The organism is Pseudomonas svalbardensis (assembly GCF_030053115.1).
In the GTDB taxonomy this organism is placed as follows: Bacteria; Pseudomonadota; Gammaproteobacteria; order Pseudomonadales; family Pseudomonadaceae; genus Aquipseudomonas; species Aquipseudomonas svalbardensis.
This window is the reverse complement of record NZ_CP125619.1, coordinates 640,962-663,510: the sequence shown is the minus strand read 5'-3', so window position 1 is coordinate 663,510 and position 22,549 is coordinate 640,962. Positions and strand designations below refer to the sequence as shown.

The window sequence follows — 22,549 nt, the reverse complement described above, 5'->3', positions numbered from 1 at the left end:
GGAGCGAGCCTGCTCGCGAATGCGGTGCATCAGGCGACTTATATGTTGAATGTGCCTGCGCCTTCGCGAGCAGGCTCGCTCCCACAGGGGATTGAAGGGGATTTTAAGATGCTGCAAGTCGACAAGCTGCACCAGTATTACGGCGGTAGCCACATCCTGCGCGGTCTGACGTTTGACGTGAGAGTTGGCGAAGTCACCTGCCTGCTCGGGCGCAACGGCGTGGGCAAGACCACCCTGCTCAAGTGCCTGATGGGTTTGTTGCCGGCCAAAGAAGGCGCGGTGAACTGGGAAGGCAAAACGATCACCGCGTTCAAGCCACACCAGCGGGTTCACGCCGGGATCGCTTACGTACCTCAGGGTCGGGAAATTTTCGGCCGGCTGACCGTGGAAGAAAACCTGCTGATGGGCCTGTCGCGATTTCCCGGCGCTGAAGCCAAGGAAGTCCCGGCGTTCATCTACGAGCTGTTTCCGGTGCTGCTGCAGATGAAGCAGCGCCGCGGCGGCGACTTGTCCGGTGGCCAGCAGCAGCAATTGGCGATCGGCCGAGCGTTGGCCAGCCGTCCACGCTTGCTGATTCTCGACGAGCCCACCGAAGGCATCCAGCCATCGGTGATCAAGGAAATCGGCGCAGTGATCAAGAAGCTTGCGGCCCGTGGTGATATGGCGATTTTGCTGGTGGAGCAGTTCTACGATTTCGCCGCCGAACTGGCCGATCAGTACCTGGTGATGTCCCGGGGCGAAATCGTGCAACAGGGTCGCGGAGAAAATATGGAGGCCGAGGGTGTGCGCGGTCTGGTTACGATCTAATCTGTAGCGTCCTAACGATAATTAGAGATCATGAATTTACCTCTTCCCACTGCCGTGTTTACCCCCAGCTGGCACGCTGAGCTGGAACTCGGCTATGCCCGATTCGGCGACAGTACGCGCCCGGTTCAGCGCCGCCACAAAGGCCCGCTGCGGGTACAGAAGCACCTGTATGCCGAAGGGCCGGAGGTTTGCCAGCACATCATCGTGCACCCGCCGGGCGGGATTGCCGGCGGTGATCGGCTGGACATCTCGGCCAGTGTCGGCCGCGATGCCTGGGCGCAAATCACCAGCCCCGGCGCGGCCAAGTGGTACCGTGCGGCGGGGCCCGCTTATCAGAAGCTCGACTTGAAAGTAGCCGCCGGCGCGACACTTGAATGGTTGCCACAAGAGACGATCATTTTCAGTGCCGCCCAGGCTGAACTCAGTACGTGCATCGACCTTGAAGGCGATGCCCGGGTGTTCTACTGGGACGTGGTCGCGCTGGGCCGGCCGGCCAGCGGCGAGCGTTTCGACCTCGGGCATTTTCAGGCGCAGTTGGACATCCGCCGCGACGGCCAGTTGCTCTGGCATGAACGCCAGCGCATTGTCGGGGGTGATGGTTTGCTTGATTCGCCGATTGGGCTGGATGGGCAACCGGTGTTTGCGACGTTGCTGGTGACTGGGGAGGTTGATAGTGAATTACTGGAGAAATGCCGTTCGTTGGCCCATGACGTGCGCGGGGATTTGACCCAGTTGCCGGGGCTTTTGGTGGCTCGGTGTTTAGCCAGTGAAGCGTTGCTGGCGCGGGGTTGGTTGATTGATTTGTGGCGGTTGCTGAGGCCCGCGTTGCTTGGCCGCGAAGCTGTCCCCCCCAGAATATGGAGCACCTGAAACAAGATCCAATGTGGGAGCGAGCCTGCTCGCGAAAGCGGTGTCTCAGGCAACTCATGTGTTGAATGTTCCGGCGCATTCGCGAGCAGGCTCGCTCCCACAGGGGTTTTGTGTTTACAGATCCGAATACTCATTTTTATCTGCCCAGATGGATTCCAAACGATGGACCTGACCCCACGCGAAAAAGACAAGCTGCTGATCTTCACCGCCGGCCTCGTGGCCGAGCGACGTTTGGCGCGCGGCGTGAAACTCAACTACCCGGAAGCCATGGCCTACATTTCCGCCGCGCTGCTCGAAGGCGCCCGTGACGGCCGGACCGTGGCCGAGCTGATGCACTTCGGCACCACCCTGCTCAGCCGCGAACAAGTGATGGAAGGCATCCCGGAAATGATCCCGGAGATCCAGGTCGAAGCGACCTTTCCCGACGGCACCAAGCTGGTCACCGTCCACCAACCGATCGCCTGAGGCCGCGCCATGACTTACCCCATCCGCGATGCAGCGCATGCCGACTTGCCGGCGATCCGCGACATCTACAACGACGCCGTGCTCAACACCACGGCCATCTGGAACGAACAGGCCGTGGATTTGGGTAACCGCCAGGCCTGGTTCAGCGCCCGGCAATCCCAGGGCTACCCGATTCTGGTGATCGTCGACGGCGACAACACGGTGCTGGGCTACGCTTCATTCGGTGACTGGCGGCCGTTCGACGGGTTCCGCCACACCGTCGAACATTCGGTTTACGTGCGCAGCGACCAGCGTGGCAATGGTCTCGGCCCGCAATTGATGATCGCGTTGATCGAGCGCGCCAAAGCCTGCGACAAACATGTGATGGTCGCCGCCATCGAAAGCGGTAACGCCGCTTCTATTCGCCTGCATGAACGAGCCGGTTTCGTGACGACCGGCCAGATGCCTCAGGTGGGCACCAAGTTCGGTCGCTGGCTCGACCTGACTTTTATGCAACTGACCCTCAATCCTGGCGCGGAGCCGCCGACCGCCAACAAGGAGTAATTGCCCATGAACGCCGCCCAACTGCGCCGCGTCAATGTTGAAAGCTTTGCGCACTATCGTCAGGGTTTGATTGATCTGCTGCTCGACGCCGTCGGCTATGGCGCCAGCGTCGGGTTCATGGCCAATCTGGACGCCACCCAGGCCCGAGCCTATTTCGATGATGTCCAGGAGAACCTGAACAAGGGCAACGTGCTGCTGTGGGTGGTGGTCAAGGACGAGCAAGTGCAGGCCAGTGTGCAACTGACCCTGTGCCAGAAAGCCAACGGCCTGAATCGCGCCGAAGTGCAAAAACTGCTGGTGCGTGAACATGCGCGTCGCCGGGGTCTGGGGCAGCAGTTGATGAGTGCGCTGGAAACGGCCGCCCTCCAGCACAAGCGCGGCATGCTCTACCTCGACACCGAGGCCGGCTCTCCCGCCGAAGACTTCTACAAGGCCCTGGGTTACACCCGCGCCGGCGAAATCCCCGACTTTGCCTGCGACCCGAGCGGCCGCTACAAACCGACCGCCCTCTACTACAAGATCCTCCAGGGAGCCCATTGATGATTCCCGGTGAATACCAGATCCAGCCCGGTGACATCGAACTCAACGTTGGCCGCCGCACCCTCAGCCTGAAGGTGGCCAACAGCGGCGACCGGCCGATTCAGGTTGGCTCGCACTATCATTTTTTCGAAACCAACGACGCCCTGACATTCGACCGCGCCGCCAGCCGCGGTATGCGCCTGAACATCCCCGCCGGCACCGCCGTGCGTTTCGAGCCGGGGCAGAGCCGCGAGGTCGAGTTGGTGGACCTGGCCGGGCATCGCCGGGTGTTCGGGTTTGCCGGGCGGATCATGGGGGATCTCTAAATATTCCGGCGTCTGCACCGGCCCCTTCGCGAGCAGGTCGAATCGTCGCACCGTCGCTCCCACAGGGGAATGCGATCAACTGTGGGAGCGAGCCTGCTCGCGAAAGTGAGCGCAGCGAACGATTTCAAATTCAATTGAATCTCAAGGCGAACGAATGAAGATTTCCCGTCAGGCCTACGCCGACATGTTCGGCCCCACCGTCGGTGACAAGGTCCGTCTGGCCGACACCGAGCTGTGGATCGAAGTGGAAAAGGACTTCACCACCTACGGCGAAGAAGTGAAATTCGGCGGCGGCAAAGTCATCCGCGATGGTCAGGGTCAAAGCCAATTACTGGCCGCAGAAGTGGTCGACACCCTGATCACCAATGCACTGATCATCGACCACTGGGGCATCATCAAGGCCGACGTCGGCCTCAAGGACGGCCGCATCGCCGCCATCGGCAAGGCCGGCAACCCGGACATCCAGCCGAACGTGACCATCGCGGTCGGTGCCAGCACCGAAGTCATCGCCGGTGAAGGCATGATCCTCACCGCGGGCGGCATCGACACGCACATCCATTTCATCTGCCCACAGCAGATCGAAGAAGCATTGATGAGCGGCGTCACCACCATGATCGGCGGCGGCACCGGCCCGGCCACGGGCACCAATGCAACCACCTGCACGTCCGGACCGTGGCACCTGGCGCGCATGCTCCAGGCCGCCGATGCGTTCCCCATGAACATTGGCTTTACCGGCAAGGGCAACGCCAGTCTGCCGGAGCCGTTGATCGAGCAGGTCAAGGCCGGCGCCATCGGGCTGAAGTTGCACGAAGACTGGGGCACCACCCCGGCGAGCATCGACAACTGCCTGAACGTCGCCGACCAGTACGATGTACAAGTGGCGATCCACACCGACACGCTCAACGAGTCGGGATTCGTCGAAACCACCCTCGCCGCTTTCAAGGGCCGCACCATCCACACCTATCACACCGAAGGTGCGGGCGGCGGTCATGCCCCGGACATCATCAAGGCCTGCGGGTTTGCCAACGTGCTGCCGAGTTCCACCAACCCGACCCGGCCGTTCACCCGCAACACCATCGACGAACACCTCGACATGCTGATGGTCTGCCATCACCTGGACCCAAGCATTGCCGAAGACGTGGCCTTCGCCGAAAGCCGTATCCGCCGTGAAACCATCGCCGCCGAAGACATCCTTCACGACCTCGGCGCGTTCTCGATGATCAGCTCCGACAGCCAGGCCATGGGCCGCGTTGGCGAAGTGATTACGCGCACCTGGCAGACCGCCGACAAGATGAAAAAACAGCGCGGCCCATTGCCCGGTGACGGCGAAGGTAACGACAACTTCCGCGCCAAACGCTACATCGCCAAGTACACGATCAACCCGGCGATCACTCACGGCATCAGCCATGAAGTGGGCTCGGTCGAAGTGGGTAAATGGGCCGATCTGGTGCTCTGGCGTCCGGCGTTTTTCGGGGTCAAACCAACGCTGATCCTCAAGGGCGGCGCCATCGCGGCCAGCCTGATGGGCGATGCCAACGCGTCGATCCCAACACCGCAACCGGTGCACTACCGCCCGATGTTCGCCAGTTACGGCGGCTCGCTGCATGCCACCAGCCTGACCTTCATCAGCCAGGCGGCGCAGACGGCCGGTTTGCCCGAAGCCTTGGGCCTGAAGAAGAAAATCGCCGTGGTCAAAGGTTGCCGCGAGGTGCAGAAAACCGACCTGATACACAACGATTACCTGCCGAACATCGACGTCGATCCGCAGACTTATCAGGTAAAGGCTGACGGCGTTTTGCTGTGGTGTGAACCGGCGGATGTGCTGCCGATGGCTCAGCGCTATTTCCTGTTCTGACGCCTCAAGCGCACAAAAGCCCCGAGTGCACAATGCGGCACTCGGGCGAGGCCTTGATCCGCCAGTGCGGGATGGCATTTTTTATAATCTCGGTATTGGGTCCGTATTCTTCAGCGGTCAACGCCCGCGCATGATCGGCACCGTTGCTTCCTTGCAACGCAGTCATCAGATGTTCCTCATGTTCTTTTCAATGAGTTGCTCAGCACGCTCGATGCGAAGCACAACGGCTTCGCATCGAGGCTGAGACGTTCAGGTATCAGTTGCCCGGGGCAACCGTAAAAGGTATTTCAACCCGATTCAGTTTCGCCCGGTCCATGGCTTCCTGGGTCAGCTGCAACAGCAAGGCTTCACGCTCGGCCTTGATCGTTTCCAGCGCTTGGGCATAGGCCTCGTCGGTCATGATCTGGCCGGGGGCGAAGGCACTTTCCGGCTCACCAAGCTCAGCGGCCAGTACGCGGATTCGCTCTTTCAAACCAGCCTTTTCCTCCAGCGACAGAGTTGCGCTGTCCGCCCGTTCATCCAAAGCAACCTTGAACTCGGTGGTGGTAAAGGTCTTGCGATCAATCGCCCTGAAGCGCGAGCCATTCAAACGCTCGACGAAGGATTTCCAGAAAGGTTGCTCGGCAATCGAGTTACGCAGCAGGTCACCCTCCTCCAGCCCCAAAACCCGTTGATAGGCGCCCTCGATCATTTCGCTGGTGACGCCTGCGATCTTGCGAAACTGCATGCCGCGCGCCTGCCACGGCAGGTCCAGCCGCTGCGCCAGGTCCGTCATGAAGGCCAGGTGAACCTCCACCTCATCAATGGTACCTGTGACATTACGTGCGGCGTCCTCACGTCGGAATTGCTCACCCGCCGCCTCGCGCTCCACGATATGACGCTTGGCGATTCTCTCGACTTCATCCAGGCGCGACTTGCCCCTTGCCAGGCTCACCAGCTCAGCCTCGATCAAACCGTTATTGCCGAGCGCCAATGCTTCGTGGACCAGCACCTCCACACCCATGACGTTGAAAAGCTGTGTGGCGCCATCGACGCAGTTGGATCGCATGTTGGCCTCCCTGAAAAACTGCTCTCGTAATGGAGCGTTCTCAGCCATGGTGTCCAGCATTCGCCAGACCTTGGCCGTCAAATCGGCTCGATAGACCTTGCTGGCGGTGAAGTCGGCGGACTGGGTCAGGGCATTGATTTCTTCAAAAAAATCCGTTGAGTTGAATTCATCCTCAACCGCGTTCCAGACCTCTTGCTTGCTGACCCAATCACGTCGGGTCAATCCTTCCTCCCACTGGATGCTGGTGCGCACACCCATGGGAGGGTAAGGACGCTCAGGGTCCATGCCCACCGACCGAACATAGTCTTTGAGGCGTTCCAGATTTTCAGCTGATATCCACGCGGGCTCGCGACTGAGCCACGTGCGCCCCAACAGCTCTGCTCCCCACGTGCCCGGAGTAACCTGCGGAATGTCTGTCAACACGTTGTAACGCAGGTCCAGGAAAAAGTGCCTGAACCGTGGTCGGTCAAACAGTCCGGACGGCCACGTGGTGGCCCCTGTATTAGACAGCACCAGGGTATGCAAGTCAGGCATGCGACTGATGTTAGGTAATAACCCCAACGGGTTTTCACCCAGACGTAAACTGGTCAGCAGGGTACGGTTTTTGAGCATCTCGCGATCAAGGATGTTAAGCACAATCCGGTTGTGCGTGAGATCCAGGTCTGTCAGGTGTGGCATATGGGCGATGCTCGATGGCAGCGACGTCAATTTGTTCCGCGCAAGATCCAGTACGTGCACCTTGCGAAAGGGACGAAGAAAAGGTTGCTCGACATTCGATAGCCCGGTATTGCGTAACCACAGACGCGTGACGTGATCGAAGTTGGCCGCCAGTCGGGGCATACGATCGATGTGCATATGCAATTCAAAATTGCTCAGGTCCAGTGTCTGTCCAAGAACCCTCCCATTCGCATCCACGTGCCTTGGACCAGTACGCTGCCAACACTGCCTGATCTTTTTGGCGAGGGTATTCCTGGCTTCCACTTCGGCAAAGCCGCTGGGGCTCAAACGAAAATCCCGGGTCGGCCCGTTCACCCAGCGGGTCAGGGTTGAAACCATCTGGTTGAATTCGATTTCAAGCGCCTGGACCTCTAGCCCAACCGAGGTATTTCGCTGGCGCAAGGTCTCAATAAACGCATCGAGTTCTGTATCTGTGAGGGTTGGATAAAGGCTGCGTACGCGAAGCCGTGAATTCGACTCCCCGGAAACGCTTCGATAGCCGTCCATGCCTCCAGGCAGCTTCATCGTGTGCGGATCGTAAGTCGGCTTACGAATCGGATGTTCAAGCAACGTCGACGCGAACTGATCATGGCTCAGGGGTGAGCGCTGTACATCAAACTTGAGCCGTGCGCCTTCGTGAATGCCATAGCCCAACGCGTTGCGTTGCGCATCCGGCAGGGCGTGCAAGACCGAAGCATAGAACTCATCGGTGCCGTGCAAATGCCGATCATCCGCGTCCCGCGTCTGGTAGCGCCCGTCTTCCTCAAGAATCAGCACCTTGCGGATCTGCGCATTTTCCGGACCCACGCTGGCGTGCAGCTTCCCGGCAAACCCCAGTTCGCGAATTTCGATCCGCACCTCATCGGACCATCCTGGCAGGCCGGCCAAGGAGTCCAGTTCGAGCCTGCGCGAGTCGGCACTGGCCAGCTCCTCAAGATAGAGGCCCTCATACGCACGGTTCAATCGCACCCGGTCACGCACCGCCCGGGCCTGTTGACGCAAACGCAGCGAGAGGCGCTGTTTTTCGCTCAGGTGTCGCAAATCGGCCGGCTCGGCATGCTCCAGCAGTTCCAGCGCAACGCTGGCCGGCAACTCTGGAACGTCACTGAGCACTCGTTGCACACGAGGGTCGCTGGAAACATCGCGGCCTTTGTAAAGTGCATCGAATACGGTTTTCTTGTGCTTCCCTGCCTGCACGACCAACTGCTTGCGCAGCGCATCAATACGCTCAGGGGTACCCACCACGACGTCTTCGCCGAGCAGGTCGCGAATCTCGGTTTCGTTCAGCGATTCAATGACTCGCTCGGGCAGCTTTCCGGCAGCCACTTCGGAACGACTGACCTTGATCGTCATCGGCTCAGATGCCGTTGCATTGCCGTGTTTGACGGAGGTCCCGGAACGATCCGACGCCTCGAAAACTTCCAACGTCCGGTTCTCGGGCCAGCGCGGCAGTTCAACCGTGACCTCTGGCACAAAGCCGATCATCGTCTCTGGAATCTGGTTAGCCTCGATGTGCTGCGAAAATCGCTCTGCATCGGCATAGGTATTGAAGCGCAAGAAGGTATCGCGCAGCAGCGCGGGCGGTGTTTCATGCTCGACGTGCAACCGGCGCAGCAGACTTTCGTCTACCCCGCTCACGTGTTGAATCATGCCTAACGTCTGCGCAGAGTATCCGTCAAGCGTGGTGTCCATGCGTTGCATCAACCGTTTCGCTTCCCACTCCAGCGGTCGCTCGGTCTCGACCTTCCAGGCACCGGCCTTGTTGTGCTCCACCACTGGTTTGTAGGCCGTGCGGCGCTGCGGATGTTCCAGTCGATACTGCCCCTTCAACGGGTCCTGGCTCACCTGATAGTTTTTTTCCTCCAGCCGTAGCCACTGCTTGCCGCCCTGTTCAATCAGGCCGATGTCGTTGGGCACGGCGTTGGCCGGCAGCGCCACCGGGTGCGCGTAAGGCCCGACGTCGGGTTTCCACAGGCGGGTCTTGCCACCGGGCAGTTCCACCGGTTGCAGGCTGTCGATCAACGCGCTGGGCTTGACCGCTGCGACGGCTCCCCGAGGCAGCACGTGCCCGGCGCCCATCAGCGCCAATTGGGCAAAGTTGATCAGTACCCCATTGATGTGCGCCCCGGCCTCCTCCCGGTCGCCCTTGCTCCAGTCCTCGATGCCCTCCACCAGCTCATCGGCGATCTGCGCGACCATCACCCCCAACAGGACTTCCCCCAGGCCGGGGATCAACATCCCGACAAAGTTGAACACGTTCCAGCCAATGTCCAGATAGCTGGTCAGGCGCTTCCAGCGCGTGGTGGCATCCTCATCGCCGGTCGGCACCGCGATCACGCGCGCATCGGCGATGGCTTTATTGCGTTTGTCGACATACAACCATTGCCACAAGTCCCCGGCAATCAGGTTGGTGATGGGCTCTGCGGTCGGGTTCTCGACTGCGGTTTCCCGCCACCAGGGGCCCATGTCCAACGGCTCGCGTTGTTGCCAGACAACACGCGTCAGCCGCTCTTTGACCCGGGCGAAGAATTTGCCCTTGTCCTTTTGCGCCACGAAGCGACTGAAAAATTCCTGATACTGCGTATCGCGCAGTTGGCCAAGCAGCTCTTTCATGAAGTCGGCGAGCGAGTTGTACTCTTTCAGCGGGTGCAGCGGATCGTCCGGCACGTAGGCAATGACCGGTCCGTCCAGATGACTTTGCTGATAGATATCTTCGCGGCGCAGCATGTCCTCATGCACGCCGGCAGGGCCGTTGGCCAGGAACGACTGCAACAGTTTGTACTTGTCGTAGTAACTACCCGTCAGCGCCGGCATGCGTTGCGACCAGTCGCTCCAGAACTTCAGACCGTCAGGCGTCAATTCGTCGACCAACGACTTGACCCTGGACGGCTGGCTCACCGCACTGAACAACACGATGCCGTGCAACGCGAAACCCATCAGTGAGAGCCGATGCCGGTGCAGTGGCTGACCATGAAAGTTGATATCGCTTTTGCCATCACGCACCTGTTGAAGTTTGCCGTAGGCATAGTCGCTGATATCTTTTTTCAAATAAGCCATCAACGCGTCCAAATTAAAGGACGCTTTCTGCGCGGCCAGCGCATGCTCTTCCAATAGCTGCCTGGCCTTTGGATCAGCCGGCAACAGAATGCTTTTTATATGGGTTTGATACTGTGCCCCCACGTCCAGCCGCCGACACAGCGTGGCGATTTTTTTGGTCGTCATTGTTGCTTCAAGTTTCAACTCTCCTTTGAAGTTCCTCGAATACACACCGGAACCGGTCCTGAAATGATCTTCAGCGATTTCCGGCTCTTCGAAGTTATGCAAGGCCGCCTCCAGCAGCGTGGATTCGCGCAGATAGCTGGCGCCACGGTCGATACCGAAGAGAATCTTGTCTGGCACATACAGCTTCACCGTCAGTTGGCTGACGTCGACACGGGTGTTGAAATTCGACCTGATGAGCGTGGACAGCAAGGGTTTGGCGAACGCCTGAATGTCCTGTTGCAGGTTTTTCAGCGGGCCATCGACCTTCGCTTGCAAGCGCCAGCGCTCCTCGACCAGTTCCTTGAGGTGTTGCCGATTGAGGCTCGACGCGTTCATGTACCAATCGGGAAAAATTGTATTTAAATCATTTAAACCGTCCAGTGATAACAGTCGGCTCACCGGCGCTTCTGTTATGGCGCGGGGCAGTACCTGGACAATACGTTCGTGGTGAGGACCTTTATGTGCAACTGGATTAAGCGGACCTTGCTCAACACTTTCCAACCCTTTTAATTCAGACATTATGTAACAACCAAAGTAACGATAGGAGTGATCAGCTTAAGCGGCACCCCCTGAAATAAAAGACTAAAAAACTGCTGGACCGACGGCCATTCAATAGCGTGATCGTTCAACTATTAAAGAGTTGAACATATATAAATAACACCCGTTGGTCTTATGCTCTTGCCGCACGCTGTTTTACCGACGGGTCATGGCGTTATCAAACAAGTGGTATCAGGCACGATCGAGGTCAGCTCCAGCGAGACCGAAGGCACGACGTTTAGTGTGGTGTTGCCGAGAGTGTCGCGGGTGGTTTTGTAGCCGATGATGTTCAGCAGCACCGCATTGTGGTGAGGGGCTTGTCGGAACGCCGCATATCGAGTGTTTATCCCTATATTTTGGCTACTCGACGATCAACCGAGCCAACCGCTGCTTGAGCATGCGGTTCTCGGCCCGCAGTTGCTGGACCTCTTCCAGCAGGTCCAGCGCCAGGGCGACGCCTGCCCACTCCAGCTCCAGATCGTGACGCAGCTTGGCGGCACGCTTGGCCAGCGCCAGCTCATAATCGTTGAAACGCCAATCCTTGGGCAGTGCGCCCTGAGGTTCGAGGATGCCGTGTTCGACGATTTCGATCACGTAGACGTCCGACAGGTCGGTCGCCTCACAGAATTCTGCCATGTCCAGTTGAACGATCAGGGGGTTGCTCATGATGGGCTACTCCGTCTCTGGGATCAGAAGTGTTCTCTGGGGTTGAAAGCCGCTTTTTTCGCCAGTTCCTGCCACAACGCCTTGACCTCGTCGTCCGAGGTTTTAGGCATGACTGCCTTGAGCTGTACAAACAGATAACCGCGATGACCGGCCTTGTTCAGCAAACCGTGGCCCTTGGCGCGCATGCGCTGGCCATTCTGACTGCCGGCCGGAATCTTGAGGTTGATCTTGCCTGTCAGTGTAGGCACTGCCACCTCAGTACCTAATGCCAACTCCCACGGAGCCAGCGGCAAGGTAATGATCAGGTTTTCGCCTTCGACGTCGAACTTGGGGTGCGGCGCAAAGCGAATGATCAAGAACAAGTCGCCATTGGCCCCGCCACCAGTGCCCGGTGCACCCTGGCCCTTGAGGCGGATGCGCTCGCCGTCGGCCACGCCGGCCGGGATCTTCACGTTCAGGCTTTTGCTGGTGTTGCTGACATGCTGGCCGGCAGCGTTGTACTGCGGCACCTGGAAGGTGACCTTCTTCGATTCGTTCGAAAGGGTTTCTTCCAGAAAAATCCCGAGTTCCATTTCCACGTCTTGCCCTCGACGCCCGGCGCTTCGGCCCGGCTGTCCACCACCAAAACCAGGACCACGGTTGCCGAAAATCGAACTGAAGAAGTCCGAAAAATCGCCTGTGTCCTGACCACCGCCGAATCCGCCTGCGCCACGACCCTGCCAACCCGGCGGGCCCTGGAACGGTTGGCCGTGCTGGCCGTATTTGCGCAAGTCGTCGTATTCGGCGCGCTTGTCGGCGCTTTTCAGCGCTTCATAGGCTTCCGAGGCGTCTTTGAATTTGGACTCGGCGTCCTTTTCCTTGCTGACGTCCGGGTGATACTTGCGCGCCAGTTTGCGATAGGCGGCCTTGATCGTCTTATCGTCCGCGGTCGGTTCCACACCGAGAATCTTGTAATAGTCTTTGAAGTCCATCTAAGGATCACCATCCGTTATCGATATCGCGCCACCACCGGCAGCATGCGCTTATTGGCAGCCGCGAGGTTGACCGATCTCAAGGTTGTGACCGGGCAGCGCATCAGAAGTTTATCGGCAGCGGTGGGCAGTTCTTGCGACCGCCGAATGGCTGCCAGGGTCGATGCAGACAAGTTTGGGGCATCGGGCCAGCTTATCAAGGCGCTATTCGTGGTGATTTAGCAGATAGTCGGCCTTCGAATCTGCGCCGCACTGACATACACTGCGCGGCCGTTTTTTAACCGGAACTCGAAAGACATGAAAAACGCATCTCCAGCCCGTGCCTGTGGTATCGACTTCGGCACGTCCAACTCCACCGTCGGCTGGCTGCGCCCCGGCATGGAAACGCTGATCGCGCTGGAGGACGACAAGATCACCCTGCCTTCGGTGGTCTTCTTCAACATGGAAGAACGCCGCCCGGTGTACGGCCGGCTGGCGCTGCACGAGTACCTGGAAGGCTATGAAGGCCGGCTGATGCGCTCGCTCAAGAGCCTGTTGGGCTCCAAGCTGATCAAGCACGACACCAGCGTCCTCGGCACGGCGATGCCGTTCAAGGACCTGCTCGGACTGTTTATCGGCCAGCTGAAGAAGCGCGCCGAAACCGCCGCCGGTCGCGAGTTCGAGGAAGTGGTACTGGGTCGTCCGGTGTTCTTCGTCGACGACGATGAAATGGCCGACCAGGAAGCCGAAAACACCCTGGTGGACGTGGCCCGCGCCATCGGTTTCAAGGACGTGTCGTTCCAGTACGAACCGATCGCGGCGGCATTCGACTATGAGTCGACCATCGAAAAAGAAGAGCTGGTACTGATCGTCGACATCGGCGGTGGTACGTCGGACTTCTCGCTGGTGCGCCTGTCCCCTGAACGCCGTACTCACGACAACCGTCACGATGACATCCTCGCCACCGGCGGCGTGCACATCGGCGGGACCGATTTCGACAAGCAGCTGAGCCTCCAAGGCCTGATGCCACTGTTCGGCTACGGCAGCCGGATGAAGAGCGGCGCTTACATGCCGACCAGCCACCACATGAACCTGGCGACCTGGCACACCATCAACTCGGTGTACTCGCAAAAGTCGAGCCTGGCGCTGGGCAGCATGCGCTACGACATCGAAGACACCGGCGGCATCGATCGCCTGTTCAAGCTGATCGACCAGCGCGCCGGCCACTGGCTGGCCATGGAAGTGGAAGAAACCAAGATCCAGCTCACCCACGCCGACAGCCGCCATGTGCCGCTGGACCGCATCGAACCGGGTTTGAGCGTGGAGTTGAGCCGGGCACTGTTCGAATCGGCCATCGACAACTTGCTGGAGCGCGTGCGCAACAGCGTGACCCAGTTGCTGAACGACGCCAACGTGCGGGTCGATCAGGTGGACACGGTGTTCTTCACCGGCGGTTCGAGCGGGATTCCGGCACTGCGCAACAGCGTCTCGGCGATGTTGCCGAACGCGCAGCATGTGGAAGGGAACATCTTCGGCAGCATCGGCAGTGGCTTGGCGATTGAAGCGATGAAGCGCTACGGCAACATGGACTGATCAAGACCGAGGCGAGCCCTTCGCGAGCAAGCCCGCACACATTCGACCGTACTCCATCTGAAGGAACTCGGTTTAATGTAGGAGCGGGCTTGCTCGCGATGGCGTCAGACCAGGCACTGCATCCCTTGGATCAAACCATCCCCACCTGCTTCAACTCACTCTTCAGATACGCGTAGTAAATCGGCCCTGCCACCACCCCCGGCAGGCCGAACGCGGCCTCGAACACCAGCATCGCCAGTAGCAACTCCCACGACTTGGCACTGATCTGCCCGCCGACAATGCGCGCGTTGAGGAAGTATTCGAGCTTGTGGATAACAATCAGGTAACCCAGCGCCGCCACGGCCACCCAGATCGACAGCGACAAACCGACGATGGTGATCAGGGTGTTCGACATCAGGTTGCCGATCACCGGCAGCAGGCCGAGCAGGAACGTCAGTACGATCAGGGTTTTGGTCAGCGGCAGCTTGATCCCGAACATCGGCAGGACCACCGCCAGGAAAATCCCGGTGAAGAAGGTGTTGAGCAGGGAAATCTTGATCTGGGCGAACACGATGTTGCGAAACGCCTGGACCAGCAGATGCAAGCGGTCGAACAGCGCGGCGGCCAAGGGCTTGCGCTTGGTCACGTCCGGCACGCGCTGCAAGGCAATGATCGCCCCCAGCACCATGCCGATCAGCAGCGTCACAAACATGTGCGCCGCGTCCTTGCCCACCAACTGCAAGTCGCTGAGGTGCTTGCTCACCCACTCGCCAATCGCCACACGGAACTCGGCGGCGCTGGCGGGCAGATAGGCGTCGATGAACGGCGGCAGTTGCCCGCGCGCCCGATCAACCACAACCATGAATTTGTCGAGAGAAGCGCCGGGGTTTTCCGCTTCATGCAGCAGAAAGCTGAAGGCACCGGCAAAGATCAGCGTCAACACACTGACCACTAGCGTCCCCAACAACGCCACCGCCAGCCACCGCGCACGCCGACCTTCGATCAGGCGCTGCAATTGCGGGGTGAGCATGTTGACCAGTTCGAACACCAGCAGCCCGGCCAACAGACTGGGCAGCAATCGCAGCGGGATCACCAGCAACAAACCACCAAAGATGATGACCCAACTGATTGACAACAAGACTTGGCGTTGAGAAAACGTTGGCATACAGCCTCAAAACGAACGGCGTAAAAGGATTGGCAGTCTGCCAGCGTTCCGATGCCAGCACTAGGGATTGTGTAGGTCGACCTTAGTGGGGGCGCTGGCGACTTTTTTCAGTGCCTTTCCCGCCCCCACACCCAAGCATGTTGTTTATTTTTTCTTCAGGCAATCGCTCATGAAGGTTTTGCGCGCGTCGCCCTTGAGCGCCTGAGTGGCGGCATCGGCGTTGCAGGTTTTCATTTTTTCTTGCTGAGGAGTCAGGGGTTTGGCGGCATCGGCGGCGGGTGCAGCTTTGAGGCAATTGCTCATGAAGGCTTTGCGTTCGTCTCCCTTGAGGGTTTTCGCGGTAGCGTCAGCATTGCAGGTGGTCATCTTGTTCTGTTGCTCGGTGGCGGCAAAGCTTTGGGCGCAGAGCAGCAAACCGATGATCAACAAAGGGACACGCAACATCTTCATGGAGTTTTCTCCTTGTTGCCGCACCGACGAGCACGGCCTCGCTCTGGAGTGTAGACAACACCTGTTACACCTTCCGGGTCTCAAGGTGACTGCGTCGATACTGTTCCGGCGTGCACTCCGCCTGGCGTTGAAACATCGCGATAAACGCTGAACCGGTGCTGTAGCCCATGTCGAACGCGATCTCCTGGATGCTGCGGTGGCTGTCCAGCGCTTCGATCGCCGCCAGAAACCGCAACCGCTGCCGCCACTCACCAAAACTCATGCCCAACTCACGCACGAACCGCCGCGCCAGGGTGCGTTCGCTGACATGGATCTGCGCGGCCCATTCCGCCAAGGGCCGGTTATCACCGGGCTCGGCCTGCAAGGCTTCGAGTATCGCGAGCAAGCCGGGGCTGCTGGCGTAGGGCAAATAACACTCATGCACCGGCGCCTGCTGCAGCTGATCTACCAACACCTGAGCCAGACGTTTGTCGGCTTCGTGCTCGGGAATCTTCATATCCCGGGCGGCAAAGTCTTTGAGGATCGCTTTGAGGATGTCGCTGATGGCCAGGGTGCAGGCCTGTTGCGGCAGGTCGTGGCACATCATCGGCGCCAGGCAGACCGCGCGATAGTTGATTGGCTGATGGCTATAGAAGCTGTGCTCGGTCTGCGGCGGCACCCACACCGCATATTGCGGCGGTGACATGAAGCGGCTGCCACCGATTTCCATGTGCAATACGCCGTGGGCTGAATACTCCAGCGTGCCCCATGGATGACGGTGCGCCGAGGCATAACGATGCGCATCAAAGTCGGCATAACGGAAGTACACCGGGGCAGGCAGTTCGCTGAAGTCGAGCAAATTGATGTGTTTACTATTCATGCTGTCCGTCATCAGGGGCAGGCTGTCTGTATCGAAGTATAGGCTTGTATCCAGACAGGCGATAATCCCCCCTCATTAACGCTCTGGTTTTCTCTGATGCAATACGCTTATCCCCTGCTGGCCATTTTCATCTGGGCCGGCAACACCGTAATCACCAAAATGTCGGCCGGGGCGATCTTCCCCGCCGAGATCGGCTTTTATCGCTGGCTGCTTGCCGGACTGCTGTTCACACCCTTCATGCTCAAACCGGTGATCGCCCATTGGCCAGCGATCCGCCCGAACCTGGGCAAGATCGTTGTGCTCGGCGTGCTCGGCATGGCTGTTTACCAAAGCCTGGCGTACTTCGCAGCGAGCCTGACCTCGGCCACCAACATGGGCATCATCCTGTCGCTGATGCCACTGATGTCGCTGGTCATGGCGATCATTAGCCTCGGCCAGCGCCTGACCATCGGCGCACTGGCTGGTGCGGTGCTGTCGCTCGCGGGGGTTTTGGTGGTCGTCTCCTCCGGCAGCCTTGGCGCGTTGCTGGAACACGGGGTGAACCTGGGTGACGCAATGATGCTGATCGCCACCCTGGCCTACGCGATCTACAGCACGCTATTGAAAAAGTGGCAGCTGCGTTTGCCGCCGCTGGTGTTGCTGTATTTGCAGGTATGGGTGGCGGTGGTGGTGCTGTTTCCGCTGTTCCTCGCCTCACCGAAGATCGGCCCGACGGTGCAGAACATTCCGCTGGTGCTTTACGCCTGCCTGCTGGCCTCGATGGTTGCGCCATTGGCGTGGATGCAGGCCGTGATCCGCCTGGGGCCGAGCCGGACCACGCTGTTTTTCAATCTGCTGCCGCTGATTACTGCGCTGATTGCGGCGGTGGTGCTGCATGAGCAGTTGGCGATGTATCACCTGGTCGGTGGGGTGTTGACGCTGGGTGGGGTGATTCTTTCGGAGCGCTGGACCACAGTTCTAGGCCGTAAGGTCAGTGTTGCCTGATCTGACGCTATCGCGAGCAAGCTCGCTTGTATGTTTAGACTTGAAGGGGTGGGCGGGACTAAAAGCTCGATTCTGACCAGTACAGACCGTGGGAGACTTCTCATCCCGCCCCTTCTACCCAAAGCGCCGATAAGGAATTCATCGGTAAAACCGACGATAGAGGCAAGCCAGCGCAACGGTAGACCCCGACAAGCTCTTAAACCCTAGCTCCGAGGATTCGTCATGACAATCCTTACTTCGCAGACGGTGGTTGGCGTCGATATCGCCAAGACCGAAATAGTTGTCTATCGCTCCGACCGGCTAACCACTGACACCATCAAGAACGATCGAACAGCCCTCAAACGCTGGCTTAAAACATTGCCCGCCCAAAGCGCTATCGCCGTTGAAGCCACCAACATCTACCACCTGGACACCGTCGAGCTGGCCCATGCGATGGGGCACCAGGTCTATGTCGTGGATGCTTATCGGGTGAGCAACTATCGCCGCGGCATCGGCCAACGAGCCAAGAACGATCCCTGCGATGCCCGTCTGCTGGCGCGTTATTTGACGAACGAACAAGACGGACTGCGGATCTGGAGCCCACCACCCAAGGCCTACACCTCGCTGAAAAGCCTGCTCCACAGACGTGCAACGCTGATCCAGAACCATGCCGGTCTGATGCTGAGCTGGGCCAATGAACCCTTGTTGAAGAAAGTACAGAGCGCCCAGCAAAAGGCCTTCAAGCAAGCGGATCAGGCCATTCAGAAACTGCTGCGCAAGGTCAGCAAAGAGGCGGGTATTGAAGAGAATATCGACCGCTGCAAAGCCATCGAAGGGGTTGGCGAACTGACTGCAACCGGGTTGGCGACGACCTTTATGCGCGGTGATTTTGCCAATAGTGATGCGTTCATCGCGTTTCTAGGGATGGACCTTACGGTCGATGACTCCGGGAAGAAGAACGGCCCCCGGCACCTGACAAAAAAAGGGGATCCGGAAGTCCGCCGGTTGGCTTACAACGCCGCAATGGCAGCCTGTCGCTCAGCTAAATGGAAACCGTTTTACGAGTCGTATTTGGCAAGAGGCTTCTCGAAAACCCAGGCCTTGGTGGCCCTTGCCCGGAAACTCTGCCGGGTGGCATTTGCCCTGATGAAAAATCAGAGCGAATACCACCCGGCCTGAGGTTGCGGGGTTGCCCTGCAACATAGAATCTCCCACATTTTGGAATGCATTGCCCCTGTGGGAGCGAGCCGGCTCCGGGCGGCGTTCCGACGATGAACGATAACGCGGTCTAAACCCCGGCAGCTTTCAGCCGCGCAGCATGCTCGACAAACAACCGGACCGGCTCCGCGCCCTTGCCCACCAAACCCAACGACTGATTGACGATATCGAAGTGATCCATCGGATACCCGTCACCAATCACTGTCCCCAGATGCGAGCTGTAACGCCCGACCATCCCGTCGCAATGCCCGACCTCCCGAACGAAGGTTCTGGCAAATAACCGACAACTGCGGTTGGTCCCGTCAAACAGATTTCGCCCGCGGTCGGTCTTGCCCGGCTGCAAGGTCCCGGACCATGAGTAATACCGCACGCCGTTGACCTCTTCCGGCCCATGCCCGCCCCAGGTTTCAGGCAAACCCTGTGGATAACGCTGGTTGAACAGCGCCACGCCTTCCGTCGTCAGTGAATGATGGGAGGCATGGATATCCACCGGCAATTTCGGCCCGCGATAACCGGTTTCAAGCAGGCTCATCAGCGCACTGATCCAGCGCAGCAAAACGCTGAGCAAACGCCCCTTGGCGCTGTCTCCCGGATAGTGTTCGTGCAGGTAATCCGCCAGCTCCGAACCGTGATTGGGTCCTGCCACCGACGTCACCGACGCCACCCGATCCGGGCGTTTGGCGGCGGCGTAACGGGCGGTGAGCGAGCCTTGGCTATGGCCGATCAGGTTGACCTTCTCGGCCCCGGTTTCGCGCAGAATCTCCTCGATCCGCGCCAGTAACTGCTCGCCACGTACTTCGTTTGAATTGAGCGGCGAGACCTGCACCGCAATCACCGTCGCCCCACCCCGACGCAACGCCGAGATGATCCCGTACCAGTACGGATAGAGCAGCAGACGGATAAACCCGAGCATTCCCGGGACCAGCACCAACGGGTAACGCGTGGCGGAACCTTGCGACATGGGCGAACTTCCTTGTGATCGGTGAGGTGACGCAAGGCTGAATGCAAGACATCAGCCAAGCATCGGCATCGAAGATGACAACTCGACGACCAGTCTATGACATCCCACCCTACTTCAGCCCCACCACCCCCGCCACGATCAATCCGACCGACACCAGTTTGACCGCCGTCAGGCTTTCGCCGAGCAGCGCAAAGCCAAGAAACACCGTGCCCAGTGAGCCGATGGCGGTCCAGATCGGGTAAGCGATGCTCACCGGCAACTCGCGCATGGCCAGGGTCAGGAAGTAGATCCCGCCCACCACGGCCACCACGGTGATCATCGACGGCCAGAGCCGGGTGAAGCCTTCGGCGTACTTCATGCCCATGGCAAAGGTGACTTCGAAGCCGGCGGCGATCAGCAAAAACAGCCAGGCCATCTAGAACTCCTTGGCCAGCGCCCGCAAACGCTGCTCGGCCTCGGCGGCGGAGATCTGGAAGGTGCGCGCCTCGGATTCTTCGCCTTCGGCGGCCACGACCGTGATGTCGGTAATGCCGATGAACCCCAATGCCGTTCGCAATAACGGATCGGCATGGTTCATCGCCTCAAGTTCTCCACCGGGCCCGAAACCGAACCCACCGCGACTGGTGACGATCAACGCCTTTTTGCCCTGCACCAGCGGCTCGTATTGAGCGACGCCATTGTCCAGGGTGTGATTGAAGGTCAACCCGAGTCGCACAATCTGATCGATCCAGGCCTTGAGGCCGCTGGGCACGCTGAAGTTGTGCATCGGTGTGGATATCACCAATAAATCGTGACCGAGCAACTCGCCTACCAGTTCATCGCTGAACGCCAGGTCGGCCTGCATCGACAGCGGCCGCGCATCGGGTTCGGGGTAAAACGCGGCGGCCACAAAAGCCTCGTTGACCGGCGGAATCAACGCTCGACCGACTTCGCGACGGGTCAGGTGCGACTGAGGATTGGCCGCCTGCCAGGCTGAAAGAAACACCTCTGCCAGGCGCCGGGAGTGAGAACGGTCGCCACGGGGGCTGGCATGCACGGCAAGAATTGTGCTCATCTGAATCTCCTGAAGGACTAAACTCAATCTGCTTGTGGCTTGCAGCTTGAAGCGCCTAGCCGCCCCTCTTCAAATGAGCAAAAATCAGTCTGGATGAATTTACTTCATCCATGGAGCTTTCAATGTTTGCCTCGCTACCGCTGACCGCCCTGCGCGCCTTTGAATCCGCCTCGCGCCTGCTGAGCTTCAAGGCAGCCGCCGAAGAACTCTCGGTGACGCCGACGGCGGTTTCCCATCAGATTCGTTCGCTGGAGACCTGGCTCGGTGTGCCGTTATTCGAGCGGTTGCCACGGCAAGTTCGCCTGACGGACTGCGGTGAACGGCTGTTCCACAGCTTGCACGGCGCCTTGCTGGAAGTGGCGCAAAGTGTCGATACACTGCGCCCGCAACGCAGCAGCGCGAGCCTGACGATCTCCACCACCGCCGCTTTCGCTGCGTTATGGCTGGTGCCCCGGCTGGGCCGGTTCTACGCCCGGCACCCGAACATCAGCCTGCGGCTCGATACCCATTGCGAAGTCATCGATTTGCATCAGGACGCCAGCGTCGATCTGGTGCTGCGCTACAGCCTCGATGATTACCCGAACCTGTATGGCCTGTGTCTGTTCGACGAATCCTTCGGTGTCTATGGCTCGCCCGAGCAAGTCGCCCTGGCCGCCAGTCGAGCGCCGACGCTGATCAGCGTGCGCTGGCACAACTCAAAGCTGTACGCCCATGGCTGGGAGGCCTGGTGCGCGCAGTCCGGCGAGACCTGGCTTGCGGGGCAGCCAGCGGTCCGTGAATACGACGAGGAACATTACGCCCTGCAAGCGGCGATTGCCGGGCAAGGCCTGGTGTTGGCGAGCAATATTCTGGTGTCCGAGAGCGTGGCCAGTGGTTTGCTGGTGGCGTATCGGGGCGAAATCCAGGTTGATGGCGCCGGATACAGCGCCCTCTGCGTGCCGGGACGTGAACGACACCCGCCGGTCCGGGCGTTTTTTGCCTGGCTGCGCGAGGAGGCGCTGCTGTCCGGGCATGCGCTGGCGTGATTGCTTTGAGCAACGCTGGTGAATGGCAAATTACATAAAACTTTTCGCCGCGCTCATCACTCACACCCTAGGTAGCGATCACTTCTATAGAAGGTGACGCAAACCGGATTAGCCTCCAGGAGATTGAGATGAGCGACATGCAATTGTCCGATGTAACCACCCTTCGCGAACGTGCCCGCAAGAACGTCGAGAACGGTGCGGTGACCGAAAGCTACAGCGCCAACCGTGAAGAAGTGCTGCGCCTGCTCAACGAATCGCTGGCCACCGAACTGGTCTGCGTGTTGCGTTACAAGCGCCACTACTTTATGGCCAGCGGCCTGAAAGCCCAGGTCGCCGCCGACGAATTCCTCGAACACGCGACCCAGGAAGCCCAACACGCCGATCGTCTGGCCGAGCGTATCGTGCAACTGGGCGGTGAGCCGGAGTTCAACCCTGACTTGCTGTCGAAAAACTCCCACGCGCAATACGTGGCCGGCAATTCACTTAAAGAGATGGTCTACGAAGACCTGGTCGCTGAGCGAATTGCCATCGACAGCTATCGCGAGATCATTCAGTACGTCGGCGAGAAAGACCCGACCACACGGCGCATCTTCGAAGACATCCTGGCCCAGGAAGAAGAGCATGCCGATGACATGGCCGACCTTCTGAAAGATCTGTAGCGCCTGTTAAACCGCTTTCGCGGGCAGGTCGGGCGCCGCATCGCTCGCTGCTACAGGGG

Annotated in this window: 22 protein-coding genes; 12 read left to right on the top strand and 10 right to left on the bottom strand. The window is 59.3% G+C overall.

What is annotated here, in order from left to right; all coding sequences use genetic code 11:
• The first annotated feature begins 108 nt into the window (after positions 1 to 108).
• From urtE to ureC, 7 genes are all read left to right on the top strand, one after another.
• Complete coding sequence (gene urtE / locus QFX16_RS02950; RefSeq protein WP_283182764.1) at positions 109 to 807, top strand: urea ABC transporter ATP-binding subunit UrtE; 699 nt, start codon at positions 109 to 111, stop codon at positions 805 to 807.
• A 30-nt stretch (positions 808 to 837) separates the two neighbouring features.
• Positions 838 to 1,677, top strand: a complete 840-nt coding sequence (locus QFX16_RS02945) for an urease accessory protein UreD (RefSeq protein ID WP_283182763.1) — start codon at positions 838 to 840, stop codon at positions 1,675 to 1,677.
• 162 nt (positions 1,678 to 1,839) lie between these two features.
• The gene (gene ureA, locus QFX16_RS02940) at positions 1,840 to 2,142 is read left to right on the top strand and encodes an urease subunit gamma (RefSeq protein ID WP_033055605.1); all 303 of its coding nucleotides are present in this window, start codon (positions 1,840 to 1,842) and stop codon (positions 2,140 to 2,142) included.
• A gap of 9 nt (positions 2,143 to 2,151) precedes the next feature.
• The gene (locus tag QFX16_RS02935) at positions 2,152 to 2,685 is read left to right on the top strand and encodes a GNAT family N-acetyltransferase (protein WP_283182762.1); all 534 of its coding nucleotides are present in this window, start codon (positions 2,152 to 2,154) and stop codon (positions 2,683 to 2,685) included.
• Between the two features lie 6 nt (positions 2,686 to 2,691).
• Positions 2,692 to 3,225, top strand: coding sequence for a GNAT family N-acetyltransferase (locus tag QFX16_RS02930; protein WP_283182761.1), 534 nt, complete (start codon positions 2,692 to 2,694; stop codon positions 3,223 to 3,225).
• Entirely contained in the window at positions 3,225 to 3,530 is a 306-nt protein-coding gene (locus QFX16_RS02925; protein ID WP_030128285.1) for an urease subunit beta, read from the top strand. The genes QFX16_RS02930 and QFX16_RS02925 overlap by 1 nt, the downstream gene beginning before the upstream one ends.
• A gap of 154 nt (positions 3,531 to 3,684) precedes the next feature.
• Complete coding sequence (ureC, locus tag QFX16_RS02920) at positions 3,685 to 5,385, top strand: urease subunit alpha (protein ID WP_283182760.1); 1,701 nt, start codon at positions 3,685 to 3,687, stop codon at positions 5,383 to 5,385.
• A gap of 4 nt (positions 5,386 to 5,389) precedes the next feature.
• Here the strand turns inward: ureC and QFX16_RS02915 are convergent, their stop codons facing one another.
• From QFX16_RS02915 to QFX16_RS02900, 4 genes are all read right to left on the bottom strand, one after another.
• Entirely contained in the window at positions 5,390 to 5,551 is a 162-nt protein-coding gene (locus QFX16_RS02915; protein ID WP_283182759.1) for a hypothetical protein, read from the bottom strand.
• Positions 5,552 to 5,641: 90 nt separating this feature from the next.
• Entirely contained in the window at positions 5,642 to 10,747 is a 5,106-nt protein-coding gene (locus QFX16_RS02910) for an NEL-type E3 ubiquitin ligase domain-containing protein (RefSeq protein ID WP_283182758.1), read from the bottom strand.
• A 561-nt stretch (positions 10,748 to 11,308) separates the two neighbouring features.
• On the bottom strand, positions 11,309 to 11,614 hold the full coding sequence (locus QFX16_RS02905) for a chaperone modulator CbpM (RefSeq protein ID WP_283182757.1): 306 nt from the start codon (positions 11,612 to 11,614) through the stop codon (positions 11,309 to 11,311).
• Positions 11,615 to 11,637: 23 nt separating this feature from the next.
• Positions 11,638 to 12,585: a DnaJ C-terminal domain-containing protein gene (locus tag QFX16_RS02900; protein ID WP_283182756.1), complete on the bottom strand. Its 948-nt coding sequence runs from the start codon at positions 12,583 to 12,585 to the stop codon at positions 11,638 to 11,640.
• Positions 12,586 to 12,882: 297 nt separating this feature from the next.
• Here QFX16_RS02900 and QFX16_RS02895 point away from each other — a divergent pair, with 297 nt between their 5' ends.
• Positions 12,883 to 14,157, top strand: a complete 1,275-nt coding sequence (locus QFX16_RS02895; RefSeq protein ID WP_283182755.1) for an Hsp70 family protein — start codon at positions 12,883 to 12,885, stop codon at positions 14,155 to 14,157.
• A gap of 130 nt (positions 14,158 to 14,287) precedes the next feature.
• Here QFX16_RS02895 and QFX16_RS02890 read toward each other — a convergent pair whose 3' ends face one another.
• The 3 genes from QFX16_RS02890 to QFX16_RS02880 all read right to left on the bottom strand — a co-directional run bounded on the left by QFX16_RS02890 (position 14,288) and on the right by QFX16_RS02880 (position 16,610).
• Entirely contained in the window at positions 14,288 to 15,301 is a 1,014-nt protein-coding gene (locus QFX16_RS02890; protein ID WP_223433627.1) for an AI-2E family transporter, read from the bottom strand.
• 144 nt (positions 15,302 to 15,445) lie between these two features.
• Positions 15,446 to 15,751, bottom strand: coding sequence for a PsiF family protein (locus tag QFX16_RS02885; protein ID WP_283182754.1), 306 nt, complete (start codon positions 15,749 to 15,751; stop codon positions 15,446 to 15,448).
• Positions 15,752 to 15,815: 64 nt separating this feature from the next.
• Positions 15,816 to 16,610: an AraC family transcriptional regulator gene (locus QFX16_RS02880; RefSeq protein WP_283182753.1), complete on the bottom strand. Its 795-nt coding sequence runs from the start codon at positions 16,608 to 16,610 to the stop codon at positions 15,816 to 15,818.
• Between the two features lie 96 nt (positions 16,611 to 16,706).
• On the opposite strand from QFX16_RS02880, the gene QFX16_RS02875 reads away from it, so the two are divergent.
• Both QFX16_RS02875 and QFX16_RS02870 read left to right on the top strand, forming a co-directional pair.
• Positions 16,707 to 17,594, top strand: coding sequence for a DMT family transporter (locus QFX16_RS02875; RefSeq protein WP_283182752.1), 888 nt, complete (start codon positions 16,707 to 16,709; stop codon positions 17,592 to 17,594).
• A gap of 222 nt (positions 17,595 to 17,816) precedes the next feature.
• Positions 17,817 to 18,752, top strand: coding sequence for an IS110 family RNA-guided transposase (locus QFX16_RS02870; protein WP_283180612.1), 936 nt, complete (start codon positions 17,817 to 17,819; stop codon positions 18,750 to 18,752).
• A gap of 109 nt (positions 18,753 to 18,861) precedes the next feature.
• On the opposite strand, the gene QFX16_RS02865 is transcribed toward QFX16_RS02870, so the two are convergent.
• The 3 genes from QFX16_RS02865 to QFX16_RS02855 form a co-directional block, all read right to left on the bottom strand.
• A complete protein-coding gene (locus QFX16_RS02865; protein WP_283182751.1) occupies positions 18,862 to 19,752 on the bottom strand; it encodes an esterase/lipase family protein in 891 nt (296 codons plus the stop codon).
• 109 nt (positions 19,753 to 19,861) lie between these two features.
• On the bottom strand, positions 19,862 to 20,167 hold the full coding sequence (locus QFX16_RS02860; RefSeq protein ID WP_283182750.1) for a DMT family transporter: 306 nt from the start codon (positions 20,165 to 20,167) through the stop codon (positions 19,862 to 19,864).
• A complete protein-coding gene (locus QFX16_RS02855; RefSeq protein WP_283182749.1) occupies positions 20,168 to 20,806 on the bottom strand; it encodes an FMN-dependent NADH-azoreductase in 639 nt (212 codons plus the stop codon). It abuts the gene before it with no gap.
• Between the two features lie 110 nt (positions 20,807 to 20,916).
• Here QFX16_RS02855 and QFX16_RS02850 point away from each other — a divergent pair, with 110 nt between their 5' ends.
• The gene (locus QFX16_RS02850; RefSeq protein ID WP_283182748.1) at positions 20,917 to 21,831 is read left to right on the top strand and encodes a LysR substrate-binding domain-containing protein; all 915 of its coding nucleotides are present in this window, start codon (positions 20,917 to 20,919) and stop codon (positions 21,829 to 21,831) included.
• A 128-nt stretch (positions 21,832 to 21,959) separates the two neighbouring features.
• Entirely contained in the window at positions 21,960 to 22,490 is a 531-nt protein-coding gene (locus tag QFX16_RS02845) for a ferritin-like domain-containing protein (protein ID WP_283182747.1), read from the top strand.
• Positions 22,491 to 22,549 lie beyond the last annotated feature (59 nt).